General features: G+C 74.0%; 12 protein-coding genes, 1 tRNA gene and 1 pseudogene. 7 read left to right on the top strand and 7 right to left on the bottom strand.

Annotation, left to right across the window (positions count from 1 at the left end; all coding sequences use genetic code 11):
- Positions 1 to 7: 7 nt before the first annotated feature.
- Positions 8 to 439 carry a hypothetical protein gene (locus tag B6R96_RS06885; RefSeq protein WP_106977457.1) on the top strand — a complete coding sequence of 144 codons (432 nt, stop codon included), beginning with the start codon at positions 8 to 10 and terminating at the stop codon, positions 437 to 439.
- 40 nt (positions 440 to 479) lie between these two features.
- On the opposite strand, the gene fdhD is transcribed toward B6R96_RS06885, so the two are convergent.
- Positions 480 to 1,307: a formate dehydrogenase accessory sulfurtransferase FdhD gene (gene fdhD / locus B6R96_RS06880; protein WP_081521969.1), complete on the bottom strand. Its 828-nt coding sequence runs from the start codon at positions 1,305 to 1,307 to the stop codon at positions 480 to 482.
- Between the two features lie 217 nt (positions 1,308 to 1,524).
- Here fdhD and B6R96_RS06875 point away from each other — a divergent pair, with 217 nt between their 5' ends.
- Positions 1,525 to 2,466 carry a beta-ketoacyl-ACP synthase III gene (locus tag B6R96_RS06875; protein ID WP_030385234.1) on the top strand — a complete coding sequence of 314 codons (942 nt, stop codon included), beginning with the start codon at positions 1,525 to 1,527 and terminating at the stop codon, positions 2,464 to 2,466.
- A gap of 189 nt (positions 2,467 to 2,655) precedes the next feature.
- Positions 2,656 to 2,740: transfer RNA gene (locus B6R96_RS06870), tRNA-Leu, on the top strand.
- A 425-nt stretch (positions 2,741 to 3,165) separates the two neighbouring features.
- Here the strand turns inward: B6R96_RS06870 and B6R96_RS38955 are convergent.
- Together B6R96_RS38955 and B6R96_RS06860 are read right to left on the bottom strand one after the other, a co-directional pair.
- Positions 3,166 to 3,885 (bottom strand): annotated as a pseudogene (locus B6R96_RS38955) (IclR family transcriptional regulator domain-containing protein); the annotation flags it as partial.
- An 812-nt stretch (positions 3,886 to 4,697) separates the two neighbouring features.
- Positions 4,698 to 5,264, bottom strand: coding sequence for a sigma factor-like helix-turn-helix DNA-binding protein (locus B6R96_RS06860; protein WP_237291356.1), 567 nt, complete (start codon positions 5,262 to 5,264; stop codon positions 4,698 to 4,700).
- Between the two features lie 451 nt (positions 5,265 to 5,715).
- Between B6R96_RS06860 and metG the strand changes: the two genes are divergently transcribed.
- The 3 genes from metG to B6R96_RS38755 all read left to right on the top strand — a co-directional run bounded on the left by metG (position 5,716) and on the right by B6R96_RS38755 (position 11,488).
- Entirely contained in the window at positions 5,716 to 7,464 is a 1,749-nt protein-coding gene (gene metG, locus B6R96_RS06855) for a methionine--tRNA ligase (RefSeq protein WP_257789488.1), read from the top strand.
- Between the two features lie 156 nt (positions 7,465 to 7,620).
- Positions 7,621 to 8,871 (top strand): glycosyltransferase 87 family protein, encoded by a 1,251-nt coding sequence (locus B6R96_RS06850; RefSeq protein WP_107475476.1) that lies wholly within the window; start codon positions 7,621 to 7,623, stop codon positions 8,869 to 8,871.
- A 40-nt stretch (positions 8,872 to 8,911) separates the two neighbouring features.
- Complete coding sequence (locus B6R96_RS38755; protein WP_107475475.1) at positions 8,912 to 11,488, top strand: MFS transporter; 2,577 nt, start codon at positions 8,912 to 8,914, stop codon at positions 11,486 to 11,488.
- A gap of 51 nt (positions 11,489 to 11,539) precedes the next feature.
- Here B6R96_RS38755 and B6R96_RS06835 read toward each other — a convergent pair whose 3' ends face one another.
- The 4 genes from B6R96_RS06835 to B6R96_RS06820 all read right to left on the bottom strand — a co-directional run bounded on the left by B6R96_RS06835 (position 11,540) and on the right by B6R96_RS06820 (position 16,967).
- Positions 11,540 to 12,199: a response regulator gene (locus B6R96_RS06835; protein WP_081521966.1), complete on the bottom strand. Its 660-nt coding sequence runs from the start codon at positions 12,197 to 12,199 to the stop codon at positions 11,540 to 11,542.
- Positions 12,187 to 13,500, bottom strand: a complete 1,314-nt coding sequence (locus B6R96_RS06830; protein WP_081521965.1) for a sensor histidine kinase — start codon at positions 13,498 to 13,500, stop codon at positions 12,187 to 12,189. Before B6R96_RS06830 ends, B6R96_RS06835 begins: the two co-directional genes overlap by 13 nt.
- Before the next feature lie 58 nt (positions 13,501 to 13,558).
- A complete protein-coding gene (locus B6R96_RS06825; protein ID WP_384818987.1) occupies positions 13,559 to 15,103 on the bottom strand; it encodes a YfcC family protein in 1,545 nt (514 codons plus the stop codon).
- 169 nt (positions 15,104 to 15,272) lie between these two features.
- Positions 15,273 to 16,967: a serine/threonine-protein kinase gene (locus tag B6R96_RS06820; RefSeq protein ID WP_081521963.1), complete on the bottom strand. Its 1,695-nt coding sequence runs from the start codon at positions 16,965 to 16,967 to the stop codon at positions 15,273 to 15,275.
- Positions 16,968 to 17,081: 114 nt separating this feature from the next.
- On the opposite strand from B6R96_RS06820, the gene B6R96_RS06815 reads away from it, so the two are divergent.
- Positions 17,082 to 17,687, top strand: a complete 606-nt coding sequence (locus tag B6R96_RS06815) for a hypothetical protein (protein WP_081521962.1) — start codon at positions 17,082 to 17,084, stop codon at positions 17,685 to 17,687.
- Positions 17,688 to 17,773: the final 86 nt, after the last annotated feature.

The following is a 17,773-nucleotide window of genomic DNA, read 5'->3' as shown; positions in this document are numbered from 1 at the left end:
TTCGGCGGTGACCTGGATACGCCCGCTCGCCGCCCACGCCGAACGCCCCTGCACCCTGGTCGTCTGCCGCGGCTGCTGCTGCGGCGACCCCCGCAAGAACCCCGGCTCCGACCACGCCGGTCAACTCGCCCGGCTGCGCGAGGCCGCCGCAGCCTCCGGGGGCCGCCTCGCCGTCCGTACCAGCGAGTGCCTCGGCCCCTGCGCCCAGGCCAACGTCATCGTGGTCCAGCCCACCACCGAGGCCCGCCGCCGCGGCGCCCGCGCGACCTGGTTCGGCTGGGCGCTGGACGACACCGCGACCGACGAGATCATCGCCTGGGCCGAGTCCGGCGGCCCGGGCACCACCCCGCTCCCGCCCACCCTGGACCTGCACCGCATCGACCCGCCGACCCCGAAGCCGGCCAAGGACCCCGCCCGCCGCGGCCGCCGGGGACGCTGACGCCAGTGGGGCGGGAGCGGCGAGCGTTACCGGCGTACCGCTACAGGGTGATCCGCTCCTCGCCCGCGTAGATGTTCATGTCCGGGCCCCGCAGGAAGCCGACCAGCGTCATCCCCGACTCCAGCGCCAGGTCCACCGCCAGTGAGGACGGCGCCGAGACCGCCGCCAGTACCGGGATGCCCGCCATCACGGCCTTCTGCACGAGCTCGAACGAGGCCCGGCCCGACACCAGCAGGACCGCGCCCGGCAGGGGGAGCCCCCCCGACCGGTACGCCCGGCCCACGATCTTGTCCACCGCGTTGTGCCGGCCCACGTCCTCCCGCAGGTCGAGCAGCTCGCCCTGCGCCGTGAACAGCCCGGCCGCGTGGAGTCCGCCCGTGCGGTCGAAGACCTTCTGGGCCGCGCGCAGCCGGTCCGGCATCGCGCTCAGGACCTCCGCGGGCACCCGTACCGGATCGGCGGCGATACCCGGGAAACGGGTCGCCGTACGGACCGCGTCCAGGCTGGCCTTGCCGCACAGGCCGCAGGAGGAGGTGGTGTAGACGTTCCGCTCCAGCGTGATGTCCGGCACCGGGACCCCGGCCGCCAGTTGCACATTCACGACGTTGTAGGTGTTCGAACCGTCCGCCGTCGCCCCCTCGCAGTAGGTGACGGCCTGTACGTCCGAGGCGGCGCCGAGCACCCCCTCGCTGACCAGGAAGCCCACCGCCAGGGCGAAGTCGTCGCCCGGCGTGCGCATCGTGATGGCCAGCGGTTTTCCGTTCAGACGTATCTCCAGCGGCTCCTCGGCCACCAGGGTGTCCGGCCGGACACCCGCCCCGCCGTTCCGGATCCGGACGACGCGACGGCGCTCGGTGACCCGTCCCATGGTGATCAGTCCACCCCTTCTGTTTTCGCAGCTGTTCCCGCCGGTATCCGACAACCTCATTGTCCCGGTTCCGCTTCCCGCGACGCCCCCGGCAGGTAGATCCTCGGGAAGCTCCAAAATCGGGGCCCGGAATCCTGTCGGGTCACACGCACACGTACCCACCAGTAGCAGGCAAAGCTGGGTGATCCTGACTTCCGTACAAGGGGGGACCCCGCCCATGACCGGTTCACGCGTGGTGGCGCTAGGGCACTACCAGCCCGCGAAAGTGCTCACCAACGAGGACCTCTCGGCCATGGTCGACACCACCGACGAGTGGATCCGGTCCCGCGTCGGCATCCGCACCCGCCACATGGCGGGCCCGGAGGAGCCGGTGGACGAGCTGGCCTACCAGGCGGCGGGCAAGGCACTGGCCGGTGCCGGCCTGACCCCCGACGACATCGACCTCGTGCTCGTCGCGACGTCGACGGCGATCGACCGTTCGCCGAACATGGCCGCGCGCGTCGCCGCCAAGCTCGGTATGGGCGGCGGCCCCGCCGTCATGGACATCAACGTCGTCTGCTCGGGCTTCACGCACGCCCTGGCCACCGCCGACCACGCCATCCGGGCCGGCTCCGCCACCCGCGCCCTGGTCATCGGCGCCGACAAGATGACCGAGATCACCGACTGGACCGACCGCACCACCTGCGTGCTCACCGGCGACGGTGCCGGCGCGGCCGTCGTCGAGGCCAGCGAGGAGCCGGGCATCGGCCCGGTGCTGTGGGGGTCCGTCCCGGAGATGGGCAACGCGGTCCGGATCGAGGGCTCGCCGCCGGTCTTCGCCCAGGAGGGCCAGTCCGTCTACCGCTGGACCACCAGCCAGCTCCCGCCGCTCGCCCGCAAGGTGTGCGAGAAGGCCGGAGTCGCGCCGGAGGAACTGGCCGCCGTCGTCCTCCACCAGGCGAACCTGCGGATCATCGAGCCGCTCGCCGCGAAGATCGGCGCCGTCAACGCCGTCGTCGCCCGCGATGTCATCGAGTCCGGCAACACCTCGGCCGCCAGCATCCCGATGGCCCTGTCGAAGCTGGTCCAGCGCGGGGAGATCCCCTCCGGCGCCCCGGTCCTCCTCTTCGGCTTCGGCGGCAACCTCTCCTACGCGGGCCAGGTCATCCACTGCCCGTGACGGGCTCCGCGGCCGTTCCCCTCGCCGCCCCCGGCGGGGGAGCGGCCGCCCCCGGCGACGGCCGTCGGCGCATGCGTGCAGGTCAGCCCGGCGTGGCGGACGATCGCCGCCCAAATATGTGGTCGGAAGCCCCCCGATCCTTTGCTATTGTTGTCCATGTCGCCGCGGGAAACCGGGGCCGACCACCTGGTCCGGGTGGCGGAATGGCAGACGCGCTAGCTTGAGGTGCTAGTGCCCTTTATCGGGCGTGGGGGTTCAAGTCCCCCCTCGGACACAACAAGCAGGAGCCCCACACATCGTGTGGGGCTCTTCTGTATTTCCGCCCGCCGCGCCCCGTTCCGCCCCGCAGGGGTCGTGTCACGGGCCCAGGACCACCAGGCCCGTGGGGGTGGTCAGGCTGCCCGGCGTGACCGACGTGAAGGTGTGGGGGAGCGACAGCCGGGGCTGGTCCGTCTCCGCGGCGGCCTCGAAGAGGTAGGCCGCGGCCGCGGCGGTGTCGCTGACCAGGTGCGGGCCGCCCGCCGCGGCCGTCCCGCCGGTGAGCGGGGTGCGGAAGAGCTGCCGCAGGTGCCGCAGGGTCTCCGGGGTGACCGGGGCCCGCATCGGCCGGGGCCCGGCAGGCGGAGCCCCGGCCGGAGCCGCCGCCCCGCTGGCCGGCACGTCCGGGGAGGCCGCGTAGTCCGGGGGGATGGCCCCCGTCAGGAGCAGCGCCAGCAGCACCGGTACGGCCTTGCGGCGCAGGGCCTCGGTGGCCGCGCCCAGCCGGTGGGCGTGCGAGGCGGGCAGGGAGAGCGCGAGGCTTCCGACGGCGCCCCCGGTGGCGATCGGGACCGCCGAGCAGACGACCCCGGGGGAGTACTCGCGCAGGTCGAACACGGGCGCCCCCGGAGCCACCGCGTCCAGGGCGCTGAACAGGACCCGGCTGTCGGTGATCGTGCGCGGGGTGAGCCGCGCTGGCCGGTGCCGGGCCACATGGTCGGCGCGGCGGTCGTGGTCGAGCTGGGTCAGCAGGCACTTGCCGACCGCGCTGGCGTGTGCGGCGGCCCGGAAGTCGACCCACTCCCGCACCGGAGGGGTCGCGGGCCCGGCCGCCATCTGCGTGATCCGGACCTCGCCGTCGGCGTACCGGCTGAGGTACACCGCGGCGCCCGCGCTGTCCCGGGCCAGCGCCAGGGTGCGCTGGAGCTGACCGGCCAGGCCGTGGCCGCCGGGGGCGGCGAGCCGTTCCAGGGCGGGGCCGCGCCCGTAGACCCCGAGGGCCGGGCGTAGGGCGTACTCCTCCTCGCACAGCATCGCCAGCAGGGGCCGCAGTTCCCCCTCGGCGAGGCCGGACTCCCGGGCGAGCCGGTCGGCCCGCACCCCCAGCGGGTGCCGTTCCAGGACCCGTACGACGGCCAGTGCGCGGCGCGCCTCGGCCAGGGCGTGGCTCGTCCCGCCCGGGGTGGCGCTCGCGCGGGCCGCGGCCGTCAGCGCGGGGTGGCGCAGCGGTCCGGTGGCCGGCCGCAGCGCGGTCACCGACGGGGCGACCGGAGCCGACACGGTGACCGGCGGCGGGAGGAAGGAGACCAGTACCCCTGACAGTCCGGGCCTGGGCAGCGGCACCGGGCCCAGGTCGGGATCCTCGAGCTGGTCGACGTAGCGCAGGACGGCCGCCTGCGCGCACAGCCGGACCTCGCGCAGATCGCGCCGGCCGCCCGGCCGGAAGCCGCGCCGGCCCAGCTCGCGCGCCCAGTGCCGGGCGTCGTGGTGCTCGCCGCGCCGGGAGTGGTCGAGGAAGAGGCAGTACGCGGCCGCGGAGGTGCGCGGGCTCCCGGACCCGGCGGCGAACTGCCACCAGAAACGGGCTCCTTCACGCAGCCCGGCCAGGTGCAGCAGGCAGCCGAAGACGACGGCCCCGGCCAGGTCGGTGTGCCCGTCGGTGAGGAAGGAGTCGAGGTGCGCCCCGGCCTTGGGCGCGCACGCGGAGGCCAGACAGACGGCCTTGAGGTCGCGTCGGGCCCGTTCGGCGTCGAGCGGGCAGTCCCGTGCGGGATCGCTCCAGCCGTGCACCGGCCGCCGCCGGGCACGGTGTCCCGCGCCGGGGGCGTGCGGGGTGGCGCGCAGCAGCCGGGCCTCGGCGGCGCCCAGGTCGTAGTGCCGGTAGCGGTCGCGGACCCCCGCCCGGGCGAGGAGCTCGGCCAGGGCACGGGGGATCGGGTCGCGGTCCTGGCGCTCCTGCCGCTCGTAGTGCCTCATGATTCGGCTGATTCGGCTGATTCGGCTGATTCGGGTGCCCCGGCGGACGTGTCGAGCAGGCGGGCGAGCCGCCGGTGGGCCTGTCCGAGGTGGGAGCGGACGGTGGCTTCGTCGACGCCCATCACGGCGGCTGCCTCACCGGGGGTGCACTGGAGCCCGTACCGCAGGAGCACGGCGTCGCGCTGCCGCTCGACGAGCCGGGAGACGGCGGAGTAGAAGCGGATGGTGTCGGTCAGCACCTCGTACCGGTCGGCGTGCGCCTCCTTGAGGGCGGCCTCGAAGGCGCTGATGTCCATCGGCTCGGGCGGGGGCTGCCACGGGTGGCGCCGGCGCTGCCGGTCGATCAGGCACTGCTTGAGGACGGTCCAGGCGTAGGCGTCGAGGCGGTCCATGTGGAGCATCCGCAGCCACTCGCCCATGATCGAGTCGAAAGCCGCGTCCACCGCCTCCTCCGCCGCCCCGTCGGAGCCCAGCTGCAGATACGCGAAGCGCATGTACGCGGGCCGCCGGTTGGCGTGGAAGGCCCAGTACGACAGGCGCGCCGTCGGATCCCACTGGCTCATGGGAGTCGGCCGCCGACGCCGGCTCGGTAGTCCCACGGCCCCACCGGACTCCTCCGGTCCGCCATCGTTCACCGCTCCACCTCATCCCCTGTGCGCTGAACAGGAAAGCAGCGCGGGCGCACTCGGGGGGCGCAGAGAAGAGAGCTGGAAGCAATACGTCGCGGATGATCGACCTGTGATCGATCTCGATCAGGCGCGGCTCCAGCCAGCACATATGCATATGCCCGGCGCCGATGCCGGTGCTTGAGCCCCGGCCGAGGACCGTTCGGGCACCGCTGGGACGCCGGTCCGGTGCGCCGCCGTCCGGCTGTAGCATGGGCCTGATCGCGAGGGCCGTGACGGAGAGGTCACTGCCCTCGCTTTTGCGTTACGTCCACCCATGAACAAATGCGGCGCGTGGCCTTTCGGCGGTTCGATACGATGAACCACATTCACAGTCCGTGACGTCACGTTGTACCGCACAGAGGAAATGGAGCATCCGAGGATGGCTCGACACCTGATCACCAGCGCGCTTCCCTACATCAACGGGATCAAGCACCTGGGCAACATGGTCGGGTCGATGCTTCCGGCGGATGTGTACTCCCGGTACCTCCGCCAGCGCGGCCACGACGTCCTCTACATCTGCGCCACCGACGAGCACGGCACCCCCGCCGAACTCGCCGCCAAGGAGGCCGGTATCTCGGTCGCCGAGTTCTGCGCGCAGGCCCACGACGCCCAGAAGGCGGTCTACGACGGCTTCCAGCTGTCCTTCGACTACTTCGGCCGCAGCTCGTCCGCGCAGAACCGCGAGATCACCCAGCACTTCGCCCGCAAGCTCCAGGAGAACGGCTTCATCGAGGAGCGTGCGATCCGGCAGGTGTACTCGCCGGTCGACGGGCGCTTCCTGCCGGACCGCTACGTCGAGGGCACCTGCCCGCACTGCGGCTACGACAAGGCGCGCGGCGACCAGTGCGAGAACTGCACCCGCGTCCTGGACCCCACGGACCTGATCGAGCCCCGCTCGGCCATCTCCGGCTCCACCGAGCTCGAGGTCCGCGAGACCAAGCACCTCTTCCTCCTGCAGTCCAAGCTCCAGCACGAGGTCGAGGCCTGGGTCGCCGAGCACGAGGAGGAGTGGCCGCAGCTGGCCTCCTCCATCGCCCGCAAGTGGCTGACCGAGGGCCTGCACGACCGCGCCATCACCCGTGACCTCGACTGGGGCGTCCCGGTCCCGGCCGACACGTGGCCCGAGCTGGCCGCCGAGGGCAAGGTCTTCTACGTCTGGTTCGACGCTCCGATCGAGTACATCGGCGCCACCAAGGAGTGGTCGGACCTGGACCCGGCGAACCGCGACTACACGTCGTGGTGGTACGAGGCCGAGGACGTCCGCTACACCCAGTTCATGGCCAAGGACAACGTCCCGTTCCACACGGTGATGTTCCCCGCCACCGAACTGGCCACCCGCGAGCCCTGGAAGAAGGTCGACTACGTCAAGGCCTTCAACTGGCTGACGTACTACGGCGGCAAGTTCTCCACCTCGCAGAAGCGCGGCGTCTTCACCGACCAGGCGCTGGAGATCCTCCCGGCCGACTTCTGGCGCTACTTCCTCATCGCCAACGCGCCCGAGTCCGACGACTCGTCCTTCACCTGGGAGCACTTCCAGGCCACGGTCAACAAGGACCTCGGCGGAACCCTCGGCAACTTCGTCAACCGCGTACTGACCTTCTCCCGCAAGAAGTTCGGCGACGAGGTCCCCGCGGGCAGCCCCGCCGGCGAGGTCGAGGCCAAGCTGGGCGAGCAGATCGCCGAGCTGCTGGCCGAGTACGAGAGCCACATGGACTCCCTCCAGTACCGCAAGGCCGCCGCTGCGCTGCGCGCCCTGTGGTCGGCCGGAAACTCCTACCTCGACGAGAAGGCCCCCTGGACGGAGGTCAAGACCGACCTGGACGGCGCCGCGCTCACCCTGCGCACCGCGATGAACCTCATCCACCTCTACTCGGTGGTCTCCGAGCCGTTCATCCCGGCCTCGGCGCGCGTCATGCGCTCCTCCTTCGCGCTCGCCGACGACACCGCCACGTGGGTCGGTCCGGAGCAGGCGCGGTCCCTGGACGCCGTCCCGGCCGGCACCCCGTTCACCGTGCCGCCGGTGCTGTTCGCCCGTGTCACCGAGGAGGACCTGGAGTCCTACCGCGAGCGCTTCGGCGGTTCCCCGGAGGCCTGAGGCCTGGGCCCCCGGTGGCCACCGCATGAGGGGCGCGACCTTCCGGTCGCGCCCCTTTCGTGTACCCGCCGGGCGGGGACGGTAGGCAAAACCCCACCGTGAAGTGTCCACCTGGCCGTGCAGACCCGGCCGGGGCCGCGCGGCTGGAATGGGCCCATGACCCTTTCCCGTACCCCCCGGTGGACCACCGGCTGGCTGTTCGCCGCCGCCTGGGCGCTGTCCTTCCCGCTGTTCTCCACGCTGGGGCCGCACCGGCTGTGGGGCTGGTGCGCCGCCGCCGGGTACCTGGGGGCCGCCGCGGCCACCGCGCTCGGCCGCCGTCGTACGGCGCTCGCCGCGGCCCTGCTGGGCGCCGTTGCCGTACCGCTGCTCTGGCTGGTCCTGACCGGCCGGGGGCAGTCGGAGGTGGCGGTGATCGAACGGTCCGGGCGGCTCCTGCTGGAATCCGGACGGGTCTACGTCGACGGGCCCGCGCACGTCGGGGAGTACACCCCGTACCTGCCCGGCATGGCGCTGCTCGGCGTGCCGCGGGCGCTGCTCGGCGGCGACGGCAGCGGGGACGGCTGGGCGGTGCGGCTGCTGGGGGACGCCCGGATCTGGTGCGCGGCCGCCCTCTTCGGCTGCCTGTGGGCGGCCCGGCGGCTGCTCACAGGCGGGCCCTTCGGCGGGCCCCGCCGTGGGCTGCTGCCCGTCCTGGTGGCTTCACCGGTCGTGGCCCTGCCCCTGGCGGTGAGCGGGGTGGACCTGCCGCTGGCCGGGCTCTGCTGCCTGGCGCTGGCGGCCGCCGCCTCCGGGCGGCCCGCCCTGGCCGGGGCGGCCCTCGCCGGGGCGTGCGCGCTGAAGTGGACGGCGCTGCCCGCGGTGGCGGTGGCCGTCGCCCTGCTCGCGGCCTGCCGGGGCGGCCGCCCGGCGGTGCGCTGCGCGCTGGTGGCGGCCGGCGGCACGGCCCTGCTGGTGCTGCCGGGCGCACTGCTCCAGCCGGTGGAGCTGTGGCGTCAGGTGTTCGCCTTCCCCACCGGACGGGCGGCGGTGCCGACCCCGGCGAGCAGCCCGCTGCCCGGCCACCTGCTGGCCGAACTGGGTCCATGGGGCTGGTACCTGACCGTCGGTCTGCTGGTGGTGGCGGGCCTCGCGGTGGCGCTGTCCCTGTTCGCCCGGCCGCCGCGCACGGTGGTGGCCGCCGCCGACCGCCTGGCCCTCGGCCTCACGCTGGCCTTCCTGCTGGCTCCGGCGGGCCGCTTCGGCTACCTGGCGCTGCCGGTGCTGCTGGCGGTCTGGGCCCGCTCGGTGACGGTCCCGGGCGTCTCCCGCGTCGTGGCGGGCTCCTCCCGGGTCGGGCCGCCGGGCGGGCGTCCGGGCGGGCGTCCGCAAGCGCGGAACGAGCGGTCGGGAGGGCATTTCGCCTGATGTCCCCCGCACATTGGATAGTTGCACTATCCTTCCGTCCGTGGATCAGCTGATCGCCGAAGACCCGAGCCGTATAGGACCGTACCGCCTGATCGCCCGGCTGGGCGCCGGCGGCATGGGCCTGGTCTACCTGGGCCGCTCCGAGGGCGGCCGTACCGTCGCCGTGAAGGTGGTCCAGGCGGAGTTCGCCGGGAACCCCGAATTCCGCAGGAGGTTCGCCCGCGAGGTGGCCGCCGCGCGCCGGGTGGGCGGCAGCTGGACGGCAGCCGTGCTCGACGCCGACACCGAGGCCGCCGTGCCCTGGGTGGCGACCCAGTACATCCCGGGACCCGACCTCCAGAGCGTGGTCGCCCGGCAGTTCGGGCCGCTGCCCGAGGACTCGGTACGGACCCTCGCCAACCGGCTCGCCCTGGCGCTGCGGGCCGTGCACGACGCGGGCCTGATCCACCGCGACCTGAAGCCGTCCAACGTGCTCGTCACCGTCGACGGGCCGCGCGTCATCGACTTCGGCATCGCGCGGGCGATGGACAGCCTGACCGGGGACAGCCTGCACACCCGTACCGGCATGCTGATCGGCTCACCGGGGTTCATGTCCCCGGAACAGGTCCGCGGACTCGAACTGACCCCGGCCAGCGACGTCTTCTGCCTCGGCGCGGTCCTCGTCTACGCCGCCACGGGCCGCATGCTCTTCGGCGCCACGGACACCGGCCTGAACGCCCACCTCTTCCGGATCGCCGAGGAGGAGGCGGACCTGACCGGCGTACCGGAGTCGCTGGTCGAGCTCGTCGGCGCGTGCCTGCACAAGGACCCGTCCCGGCGGCCCGCCCCCGAGGAGGTGGCGGAGCGTACGGCGGCGGACGCCGCGGGGGAATGGCTCCCGGGAGCGGTACTGGCCCATCTGGGCCGACATGCCGCCCGGTTGCTGGACTACGCGCCGGCGTCCCCCGCCGGAGCCGGAGCCGGACCCGTAGCGGGAGCCGCAGGCGGGCCCGTAGCGGGAGCCGGAGTCGGAATCGGCGGCGCGGACCCGGCCGGGGGCACGCCCGCCGGAACGCCGGACCCCCGCCACGTGCCGGCGCAGTCCCGCCAAGGCGCCTCCCCGTACGGGACACCGCCCCCGTACGCCCCCGCCGTCCCCGGCCACTTCGGCCCCGCGGACGGCTTCGGCCCGCCCCCGGGCACCGTCCCCGGGGACGACCCGTCCACCCCCGCGCCCCCGCACCCCAGGCGGTGGTGGGGACTCGCGGTCCTCGCCCTGACGCAGCTCCTGGTGCTGGTCGAAGCGGCGCACTTCAACCTGCTGGGGCCGCAGATCCATGCCGACCTCGGCGTCGGCGGACTGGGCGCGGTGTTCAGCGCCTACCTGGTCGCCCTCGGCGGACTGCTGCTGTTCGGCGGGCACCTCGCCGACCTGCTCGGTGCCCGGCGGATGCTGGTGGTGGGCCTGATCGGGTTCGCGGTGGCCGCCGCCCTCAGCGGCGCGGCCGGCAGCGCCGGGCTGCTGATCACCGCCCGCGCCCTCCAGGGTGCCTTTGCCGCCCTGCTCGTCCCGGCGGCGCTGTCCCTCGTGACCACCGGTTTCACCGACCCCCGGGAACGCGGCCGGGCCTTCGGGATCTACGCGGCGGTCGCCGCGGGCGGCGGTGCACTGGGCGTGTTCACGGGCGGGTGGCTCGCCGAGACCCTGGCCTGGCGCTGGGCCCTGTGGTCGGTCGTACCGCTCGCCGTGCTCGCCCTGATCGGCGCGCTCACCCTGCTGCCCGACCGGCCGGGCCGCGCCGGAGCCCGGTTCGACGGACTCGGCGTGTTCCTCGGCACGGCGGGATCGGCCGCCCTGACGTACGGCCTCGCCGAGGTCGAGACGGTCGGCTGGGGCTCGCTCCAGAGCCTGCTGCTGCTCGTGGGCGGCCTCGCGCTGCTCGCCGGCTTCCTGTCGTCGCAGACCAGGACCTCCGGCCCGCTGCTCCCGGCGCGCTTCCTCGCCGACCGCAGCCGCCTCGCCTCCCTGGTGGTCATCCTCTTCACCGGCGTCGCCCTGGTCGCCCTCCTCCCGGCCCTGACCTTCTTCGCCCAGCAGATCCGAGGCGAGGGACCGGCCGCGGCCGGGGCGGCACACCTGCCGTTGGTCGCCGCCGCCCTCGTGACCGCCACCCAGGTCTCCGCCCGGCTGCTGCCCCGCCTCGCACCGCGCGCCCTGATCCTGCCCGGCCTGCTGGTGACGGCCCTCGGGCTGGCCCTGCTGGCCGGTGTGGGGGGCGCGACCCCGTACGTGACCGGGGTGCTGCCCGGCATGCTGCTCACCGGCGCCGGCCTGGGCCTGGCCCTCGTCCCGCTCTACTCCGTCGCGACCGCCGGGGTGTCCCCGCGGCACGCCGGCGGGGCCTCGGCGGCCCTGGGCACGGCCCACCACCTCGGGCAGTCGATCGGCGGCGCCGTGATCGGCACCGTCCTGGTGAGCCGGCTGGACCGGGTCTCGGAGGACACGGACCTGTTCGCCCGGATGCTGGACTCCTACACCATCACCCTGTGGTGCGCGGTGGGCGGACTCCTGCTCGCGGCCCTCCCGGTCGCCCTGCTGATCAGAACCGGCGGCGCCCGGCGGGACACCGCCGGCTGACCGGAGGGTCGAGGACATCGCCAAGCCGGGCGAGGTCCTGACGCCACAGCCCTAGGGGGTGTCCTGGCCCGCCAGGTGGGCCAGGACCGCCAGGACCCGGCGGTTGCCCTCGGTGGCGTCCAGGTCGAGCTTCGTGAAGATGCTGGAGGCGTGCTTGACGACGGCGGCCTCGGTGATGAACAGCCGGGACGCCAGGGCCTGGTTGTTGAGGCCCGAGGCCATCAGCGTCAGTACCTCCCGCTCGCGCGGCGTCAGCCGGGCCAGCGGCCGTTCCTCGGACTGCCGGCTGAGCAGGACCCGTACCACCTCCGGGTCGATGACCGTCCGGCCGTCGGCGACCTGCTGGAGGGCGTCGAGGAACTCGGCCACCTCGCCGACGCGGTCCTTGAGGAGGTAGCCCAGCCCGGCCGCGGAGGCGCCGGTGAGCAGTTGGGTGGCGTAGGCGGTGGCCACGTACTGCGAGAGCACGAGCACCGGCAACGAGGCGTCCCGGGAGCGCAGTTCGAGAGCGGCCCGCAGGCCCTCGTCGCGGAAGCCCGGCGGCATCCGGACATCGGTGACGACCGCGTCCGGCCGCTGCGCCTCCACCGCCCGTACGAGCTCCTCCGCACTGCCGACGGCGGCGAGGACCTGATGGCCGCCGCGGGTGAGGAGCTCCGTCAGCCCCGCGCGCAGGAGCACCGAGTCCTCGGCCAGGATCAGCCGGAGCACGGGACCTCCACGCGCAGCCGGGTCGGTCCGCCCACCGGACTGGACACGACCAGTCTGCCCTTCAACATCGCCACCCTGTCCGCGAGTCCTGCCAGGCCCGCTCCCGCGCCGGGATCGGCGCCGCCGCGGCCGTCGTCGGTGACGGTGAGAGTGAGCCGGTCGTCCTCGACCCTACCGACGACGGCGACGTGCGAGGCGCCGCTGTGCTTGGCCGCGTTCGTCAGCGCCTCGGTGACGGTGAAGTACGCAGTGATCTCCACCGGTTCGGCCAGCCGGGGCACGTCGAGGTCCACGGTCACCGGTACCGGATGGCGCAGGGCCACCTCGGTCACGGCCGCCGTCAGCCCGTGGTCGGTGAGGACCTGCGGATGGATGCCCCGTACCAGGTCGCGCAGTTGCTCCAGGGCGACCTTGGCCTCGCCGCGGCCCCTGGCCACCAGGGCGGCGGCCGAGGCGGCTTCCGGGAGCCCGCGCAGCTCCATCTCGGCGAGGCCCAGGGTCATGCTGAGCGCGACCAACTGCTGCTGCGCGCCGTCGTGCAGGTCCCGTTCGATGCGCCGCCGTTCGGCCTCGAAGGCGTCGACGAGACGGACCCGGGAGCGGGTGAGCTCCAGGATCCGGTCGGCCTCCACGCGCGGCCCCAGCAACAGCCGGGCCGTTTTCACCTGGGCCCCGGCGAGCAGGCCGCCCGCGTACGCCGCCACCAGCAGCCCCGCCAGTCCGGCCGCCGTGCCCCCGAGGGCCTCCAGCGGCCCGGAGACCCGCCTGCCGGGGATCAGCATCACCGCTTCGGGGGCGAGGGCCCACGCGATGGCCGGGGCGGCGATGAGGATCAGCGCGAACGCCACCAGCGTGAGCACGGCGAACCCGGCCGCTCCGAACACCGGCCCCAGCAGGGCGGCGTACCCGAACTCCCGCCAGGTGGACCGCTCCCGCAGCCGGGTCCGCAGCCACGCCGCGGGCCCGGCCCCGGCGAGGGAGGCGTGCGGATCCGGCACGCGCACCGGCTCCACGCAGCGCAGCCGCCACCGCTCCAGCGCGCCCAGCGGCACCCCGGCGACGACGGCGCCGAGCAGGAGCAGCAGCCCGATGCCGACCAGCGCCAGCGTCACCCCGAGCCCGACGAGCAGGACGAGGACGACCAGCACGGGGTAGCCGATGAGGAACCCGCTGCCCAGGTACGCCCAGCACCGCCAGGGCCACCACGAGCCGAGGAACCGCAGGGGCCGGCGCAGCACCGCGAGGACGGCGACCGGTGGCGGTCCGGCAGGTTCGGGGAGGGCGGCGGAGTCGGAGGACATGTCCGCCCAGCCTAGGCGGTGTCCTGCCGCGTTCCCGGCGGGGGGTGGTGACGTGCCGTCACACGGCGGCGCCCAGCGCCAGGAAGCCGCAGATCAGGACGAGGAGGACGGCCAGCAGGGGCCAGACGAAGCGCAGGTACCGGTCGTAGCCGACCTTGGCCAGGGCGACACCGCCGATGGTCACGGCCGAGGTCGGGACCCAGAGGTTCATCCAGCCGCTGGCCGACTGCCAGGCCGTGACCACCAGGGCGCGGGAGACGCCGGCGAAGTCGGCGAGCGGGGCCAGGATCGGCATGACGAGCGTGGCGTGGCCGGAGGTGGAGGGGATCAGGAAGGCCAGCGGGAGGTTGACCAGGAAGACGATCACCGCGAAGAGCGCGGAAGAGGTGCCCTTCACGACGTCCTCGATGGAGTGCAGGACGGTGTCGGTGATCCGCGAGTTGTTCATGATGACCGTGACCCCGCGCGCCAGCATGATGACCAGGGCCGGGGACATGAAGTCGGCGGCGCCCCGGACGATCGTGGAGCTGATCCTCGCCTCGCCCATCCGTGCCACCAGGCCCACCAGCACCGCGGCGCACAGGAACAGCGCGGAGAGCTCGGGGAAGGACCAGCCCAGCTCCCACGGGTACGGGGCAGCCTCCGCCTCGCCGGTGAGCGCCCCGGCCCAGGGCACCACCGAGAAGATCATGAAGCCGAAGACCAGGCCGAGCAGGACCAGTACCACCTTGTGCAGGCGGGTCAGTTCCGGTGCCGTCTCCTGCGCTCCCGTCGCCTTCTGCTCCCGGTCGCCCGGGAGGAAGCCGCACACGGACCTGGCCGGGTCCTTCTCGACCCGTTTCGCGTACCGGACGACGTAGAGGATGGTCACGGCCGTCAGGACCACCCACATCGCGAAGCGCAGCGCGATGCCGTCGCCCAGGGAGATGTCGGCGGCCGCGGAGGCCACGCCCGTCGCGAAGGGGTTCACGGTGGAGCACAGGACTCCGATGCCGGCGCCCAGGATGGCCGCGCCGACGGCGACCATCCGGTCGTAGCCGAGGGCCAGCATCATCGGCACCAGCAGACCGTAGAAGCCGAGGGTCTCCTCGGCGAAGCCCTCCACGGTGCCGAGGACGGAGAACACCAGCATCACCGTGGCGATCAGCAGCGTGCCGCGGTGGCGCAGCCGGTGGGCGAGGCGGGCGATACCGCGGTCGAGGGCGCCGGTGGCGAAGACGACGGTGATGAACGCGCCGATGGCGAGGACGAAGAGGAAGACCCCCGCACTGCCGTACAGATCGCCGCTGAAGGTGGGGCCGACCTCGCCGGTCTCCTCGTCCCGGATGCCGTAGAGGCCGTTCACGGGGGCGAGGAAGAGGTCGTTCAGGCGTTCGGCGAAGCTCTGGGTGCCGTCCACCCGGTGGTAGGTGCCGGAGATCGGGGCGCCGCGCTCGTTGCGCCGGTACGCGCCGGCCGGGACGAGGAAGGCCAGCAGCCAGACGGCCACCGTGACGACGGCCAGAACGGTCAGCGCGCTGGGAAAGCTGAACCCCTTGCCCGCCGGTTCCTCCGGGGCGGGGGCCGGGGCCGGATCGGCGGGAGCAGGGGGCGCGGTGCTCACGGGGTGCCTCGGCTGTCCGGTTCCATCCGCCACCATCCCTGAGAGGGTCCGCCGGTCCGCTCTCCCGATCATGGAGCGGGGGCGGGGCCGATGCCGTGGTGGACTGCGCCCGGCGGGTGAACGCGGCGCGCGGTGCCGGGAGTGGCAGGGGGGTGCCGGGTGGGGTGGGTCAGCCGCCCGTGCGTACGAAGGTGCGCACCGCCGTGTCGAAGTAGCCCCGGGCCTCCTCGCTCCGGCTCACCGGCGACGACACCCACACGTCGTACAGCCGGCCGCCCTCCTCCCAGCACAGGTCGCGGGTGCGCCGGGGGCCCTCGACCGTCGAGAAACCGTCCCAGGTGAAGAGCCAGAGGGCGGCCTGCCGATCGTGGTGCGAGGTGGTCACGACCTCGGCGTCCCGGTATCCGGGGTTGTTCGCCGGTCCCTTGGCGTGGGCGCGCTGATGGACGGCGACCGGACCGCCCGATTCGGGCTCCGCCGACTTGATGCCGATACGGAAGGTCTCCCCGGGGGACATGTAGAAGATGCGGGGGCCCTCCACCTTGCGGGTGAAACCGAGGGGGACGGCGAGCGAGAACCCTTCCGGGTCGGTGACGACGCGGTAGCCGGCCGGGGCGGCGGCCTTGTCGTCGGACGAGGGCGACGCCGACGGCGAGGGCGTGGGTGTGGGGGAGGGAGCGGAGCCGGCCGGGTCCGCGGGCGCGGACCGCCCGCCGGGCGCTCCGCTCGCGGAGGTCTGCCCTCCGCGTTCGTCCCGGTCCATGAGCAGCGCGGCCGACACGCCCGCCCCGGCGACCGCGGCCACCAGCAGCGCGGCGATCAGCGCCGCCCCCGGCCGCCGCTTCCCGGGTACGCGTACGGTCCCGGCCGCGGCCCCGGGCGTGGGCGCGGCCCCGGACACGGCTCCGGGCTCGGGCGCCGCCACCGGTGTCGCCCCGGCCGCGGGGGCCGGCGCCGGCGCGGGCCCGGTCGCGCCGGACCGCATCGGGCTGAGCTGCGTCGGGCTGTACTGCAACGGGGTGTACTGCGTCGCCGTCTCCGTACAGGCCCGCAGCAGTCGCTCCGCCTCGTGCGCGCCCAGCCGCTCGGCCGGATCGCGCTCCAGCAGCCCCCGCACCACGGGCAGCAGCGGTCCGCACGCGTCGGGCGGCCGGATCTCGTCGAAGACCACCGCGTGCAGGATTCCGCCGAACGAGTCCCGCCGGAAGGGCGAGGCGCCGCTGAGAGCCGCGCACAGCAGGGCGCCCAGCGACCACAGATCGGCCTCGGGGCCCGTCGGGCTCTGCCCGGACATCCGCTCGGGAGCGGTGTATTCGGGGGAGCCGACGAAGGACCCGGTGGTGGTCAGCGTCGTCGCGCCCGACACCTGCGCGATGCCGAAGTCGGTGAGCACGGGCCGCCCGCCGGGCGCCTCCAGCAGCACGTTCGCCGGTTTGATGTCCCGGTGCAGCACACCGGAGGCGTGCGCCGTCCGCAGGGCGCCGATCAGTGCGATCCCGATCCGGGCCGCCTCGGCGACGTCCACCGGGCCGCTGCGGGAGAGCCGGTCGGCCAGCGAGCCGCCCTCGACCAGTTCCATGACGATGTACGGGAGTTCGCCGTCCTCGACGATGTCGTGCACCACGATGATGTGGGGGTGCTTGAGCTGCGCGGCGGCCCGCGCCTCGCGGAGCGTGCGCTCACGCTGGTGCCGGGCCTCCTCCTCGGACAGCGCGGGGTCGAGCGCGACCTCCTTGACGGCGACGCTGCGGCCGAGCAACTGGTCGGTGGCGCGCCACACGATGCCCATGCCACCGCGTCCGAGCTTGGCGTCCAGCCGGTAACGCCCTGCGATCAGACGGGCGTCCGCCCCCTCGGTCCCCATGGCGACATCATGCCGCATCGGCGATCCGGACCCGTCTGCGGCGTGTCGAAGCCGCGCCTTGATCGTTTCTTCAGCGGTAACCCTTACATCTGCTGCGATTTCGGGAGGCGCGCGGTGACCGCTTGGCAGTACTTCGCCGGGGCGGGGCTGGTGGCGGCGCTCTGTCCGCTGCACGGCCACGTGGCGGTCGCGGGCGACGGTCACGGTCGCGGGGCCCGTGTCGACCTGTGCGTGCCGGCCGGGCAGCCGGGCAGGCCGGTCTTCCGGCCGCCTTCGGGGCAGCCCTCCGTCCGGGTGGCCGTGCCCGGCACGGACCGGCCGACCGTGCGGCACCCGGGACGGCCCGCGGCACCGGTCGTTCCGGCGGAGCGGCCCGCGCGGCCCGGACCGGCGGCGGAACCCGGGCGGCCGGAGCCGTCCGGGGCGCCGGGTGCGGTGGGGCCCGGTGCGAAGGCGGGGGCCGCGCAGGCGCAGCCGCCGGCGCCCGGGCCGGCGCCCGGGATCGAGGCCGAACCGGCCTCGGCCGAAGCACCCGCCCCGCCCGCGGCCGGGGCCGCCGCCGCGCGGGTGAGCGCCTTCCACGTGCGACCGTACCGCGCGGTGGCGGTGGAGCGGCGCGGCCCCGGCGGGATGTCCACCGTGATGCTCATGGTCGTCGTCACCACCCCGGCCGTACTCGCCGCCGCCGCCCTGCGGCCCCGTTCCAAGAGCCGCGGCTGACCGCCGCCACCGACCCCGTCCACCCACCCCGTCCACCCGCACGTCCATAGATCCACCGATCCACCACCGATTTACACCGGGAGAAT

This window comes from Streptomyces sp. Sge12 (assembly GCF_002080455.1).
In the GTDB taxonomy this organism is placed as follows: domain Bacteria; phylum Actinomycetota; class Actinomycetes; order Streptomycetales; family Streptomycetaceae; genus Streptomyces.
Note: the sequence above shows the minus strand (reverse complement) of the source record. Positions and strands in the feature narration are given on the sequence as shown.

What these genes read in the sequence shown, in the direction of transcription:
- B6R96_RS06830 (WP_081521965.1), bottom strand. Translation starts at nt 13,500, where the DNA reads ATGTCCTCCGACTCCGCCGCCCTCCCCGAACCTGCCGGACCGCCACCG.
- B6R96_RS06860 (WP_237291356.1), bottom strand. Translation starts at nt 5,264, where the DNA reads ATGAGCCAGTGGGATCCGACGGCGCGCCTGTCGTACTGGGCCTTCCAC.
- B6R96_RS06820 (WP_081521963.1), bottom strand. Translation starts at nt 16,967, where the DNA reads ATGGGGACCGAGGGGGCGGACGCCCGTCTGATCGCAGGGCGTTACCGG.
- B6R96_RS06850 (WP_107475476.1), top strand. Translation starts at nt 7,621, where the DNA reads ATGACCCTTTCCCGTACCCCCCGGTGGACCACCGGCTGGCTGTTCGCC.
- B6R96_RS06875 (WP_030385234.1), top strand. Translation starts at nt 1,525, where the DNA reads ATGACCGGTTCACGCGTGGTGGCGCTAGGGCACTACCAGCCCGCGAAA.
- fdhD (WP_081521969.1), bottom strand. Translation starts at nt 1,307, where the DNA reads ATGGGACGGGTCACCGAGCGCCGTCGCGTCGTCCGGATCCGGAACGGC.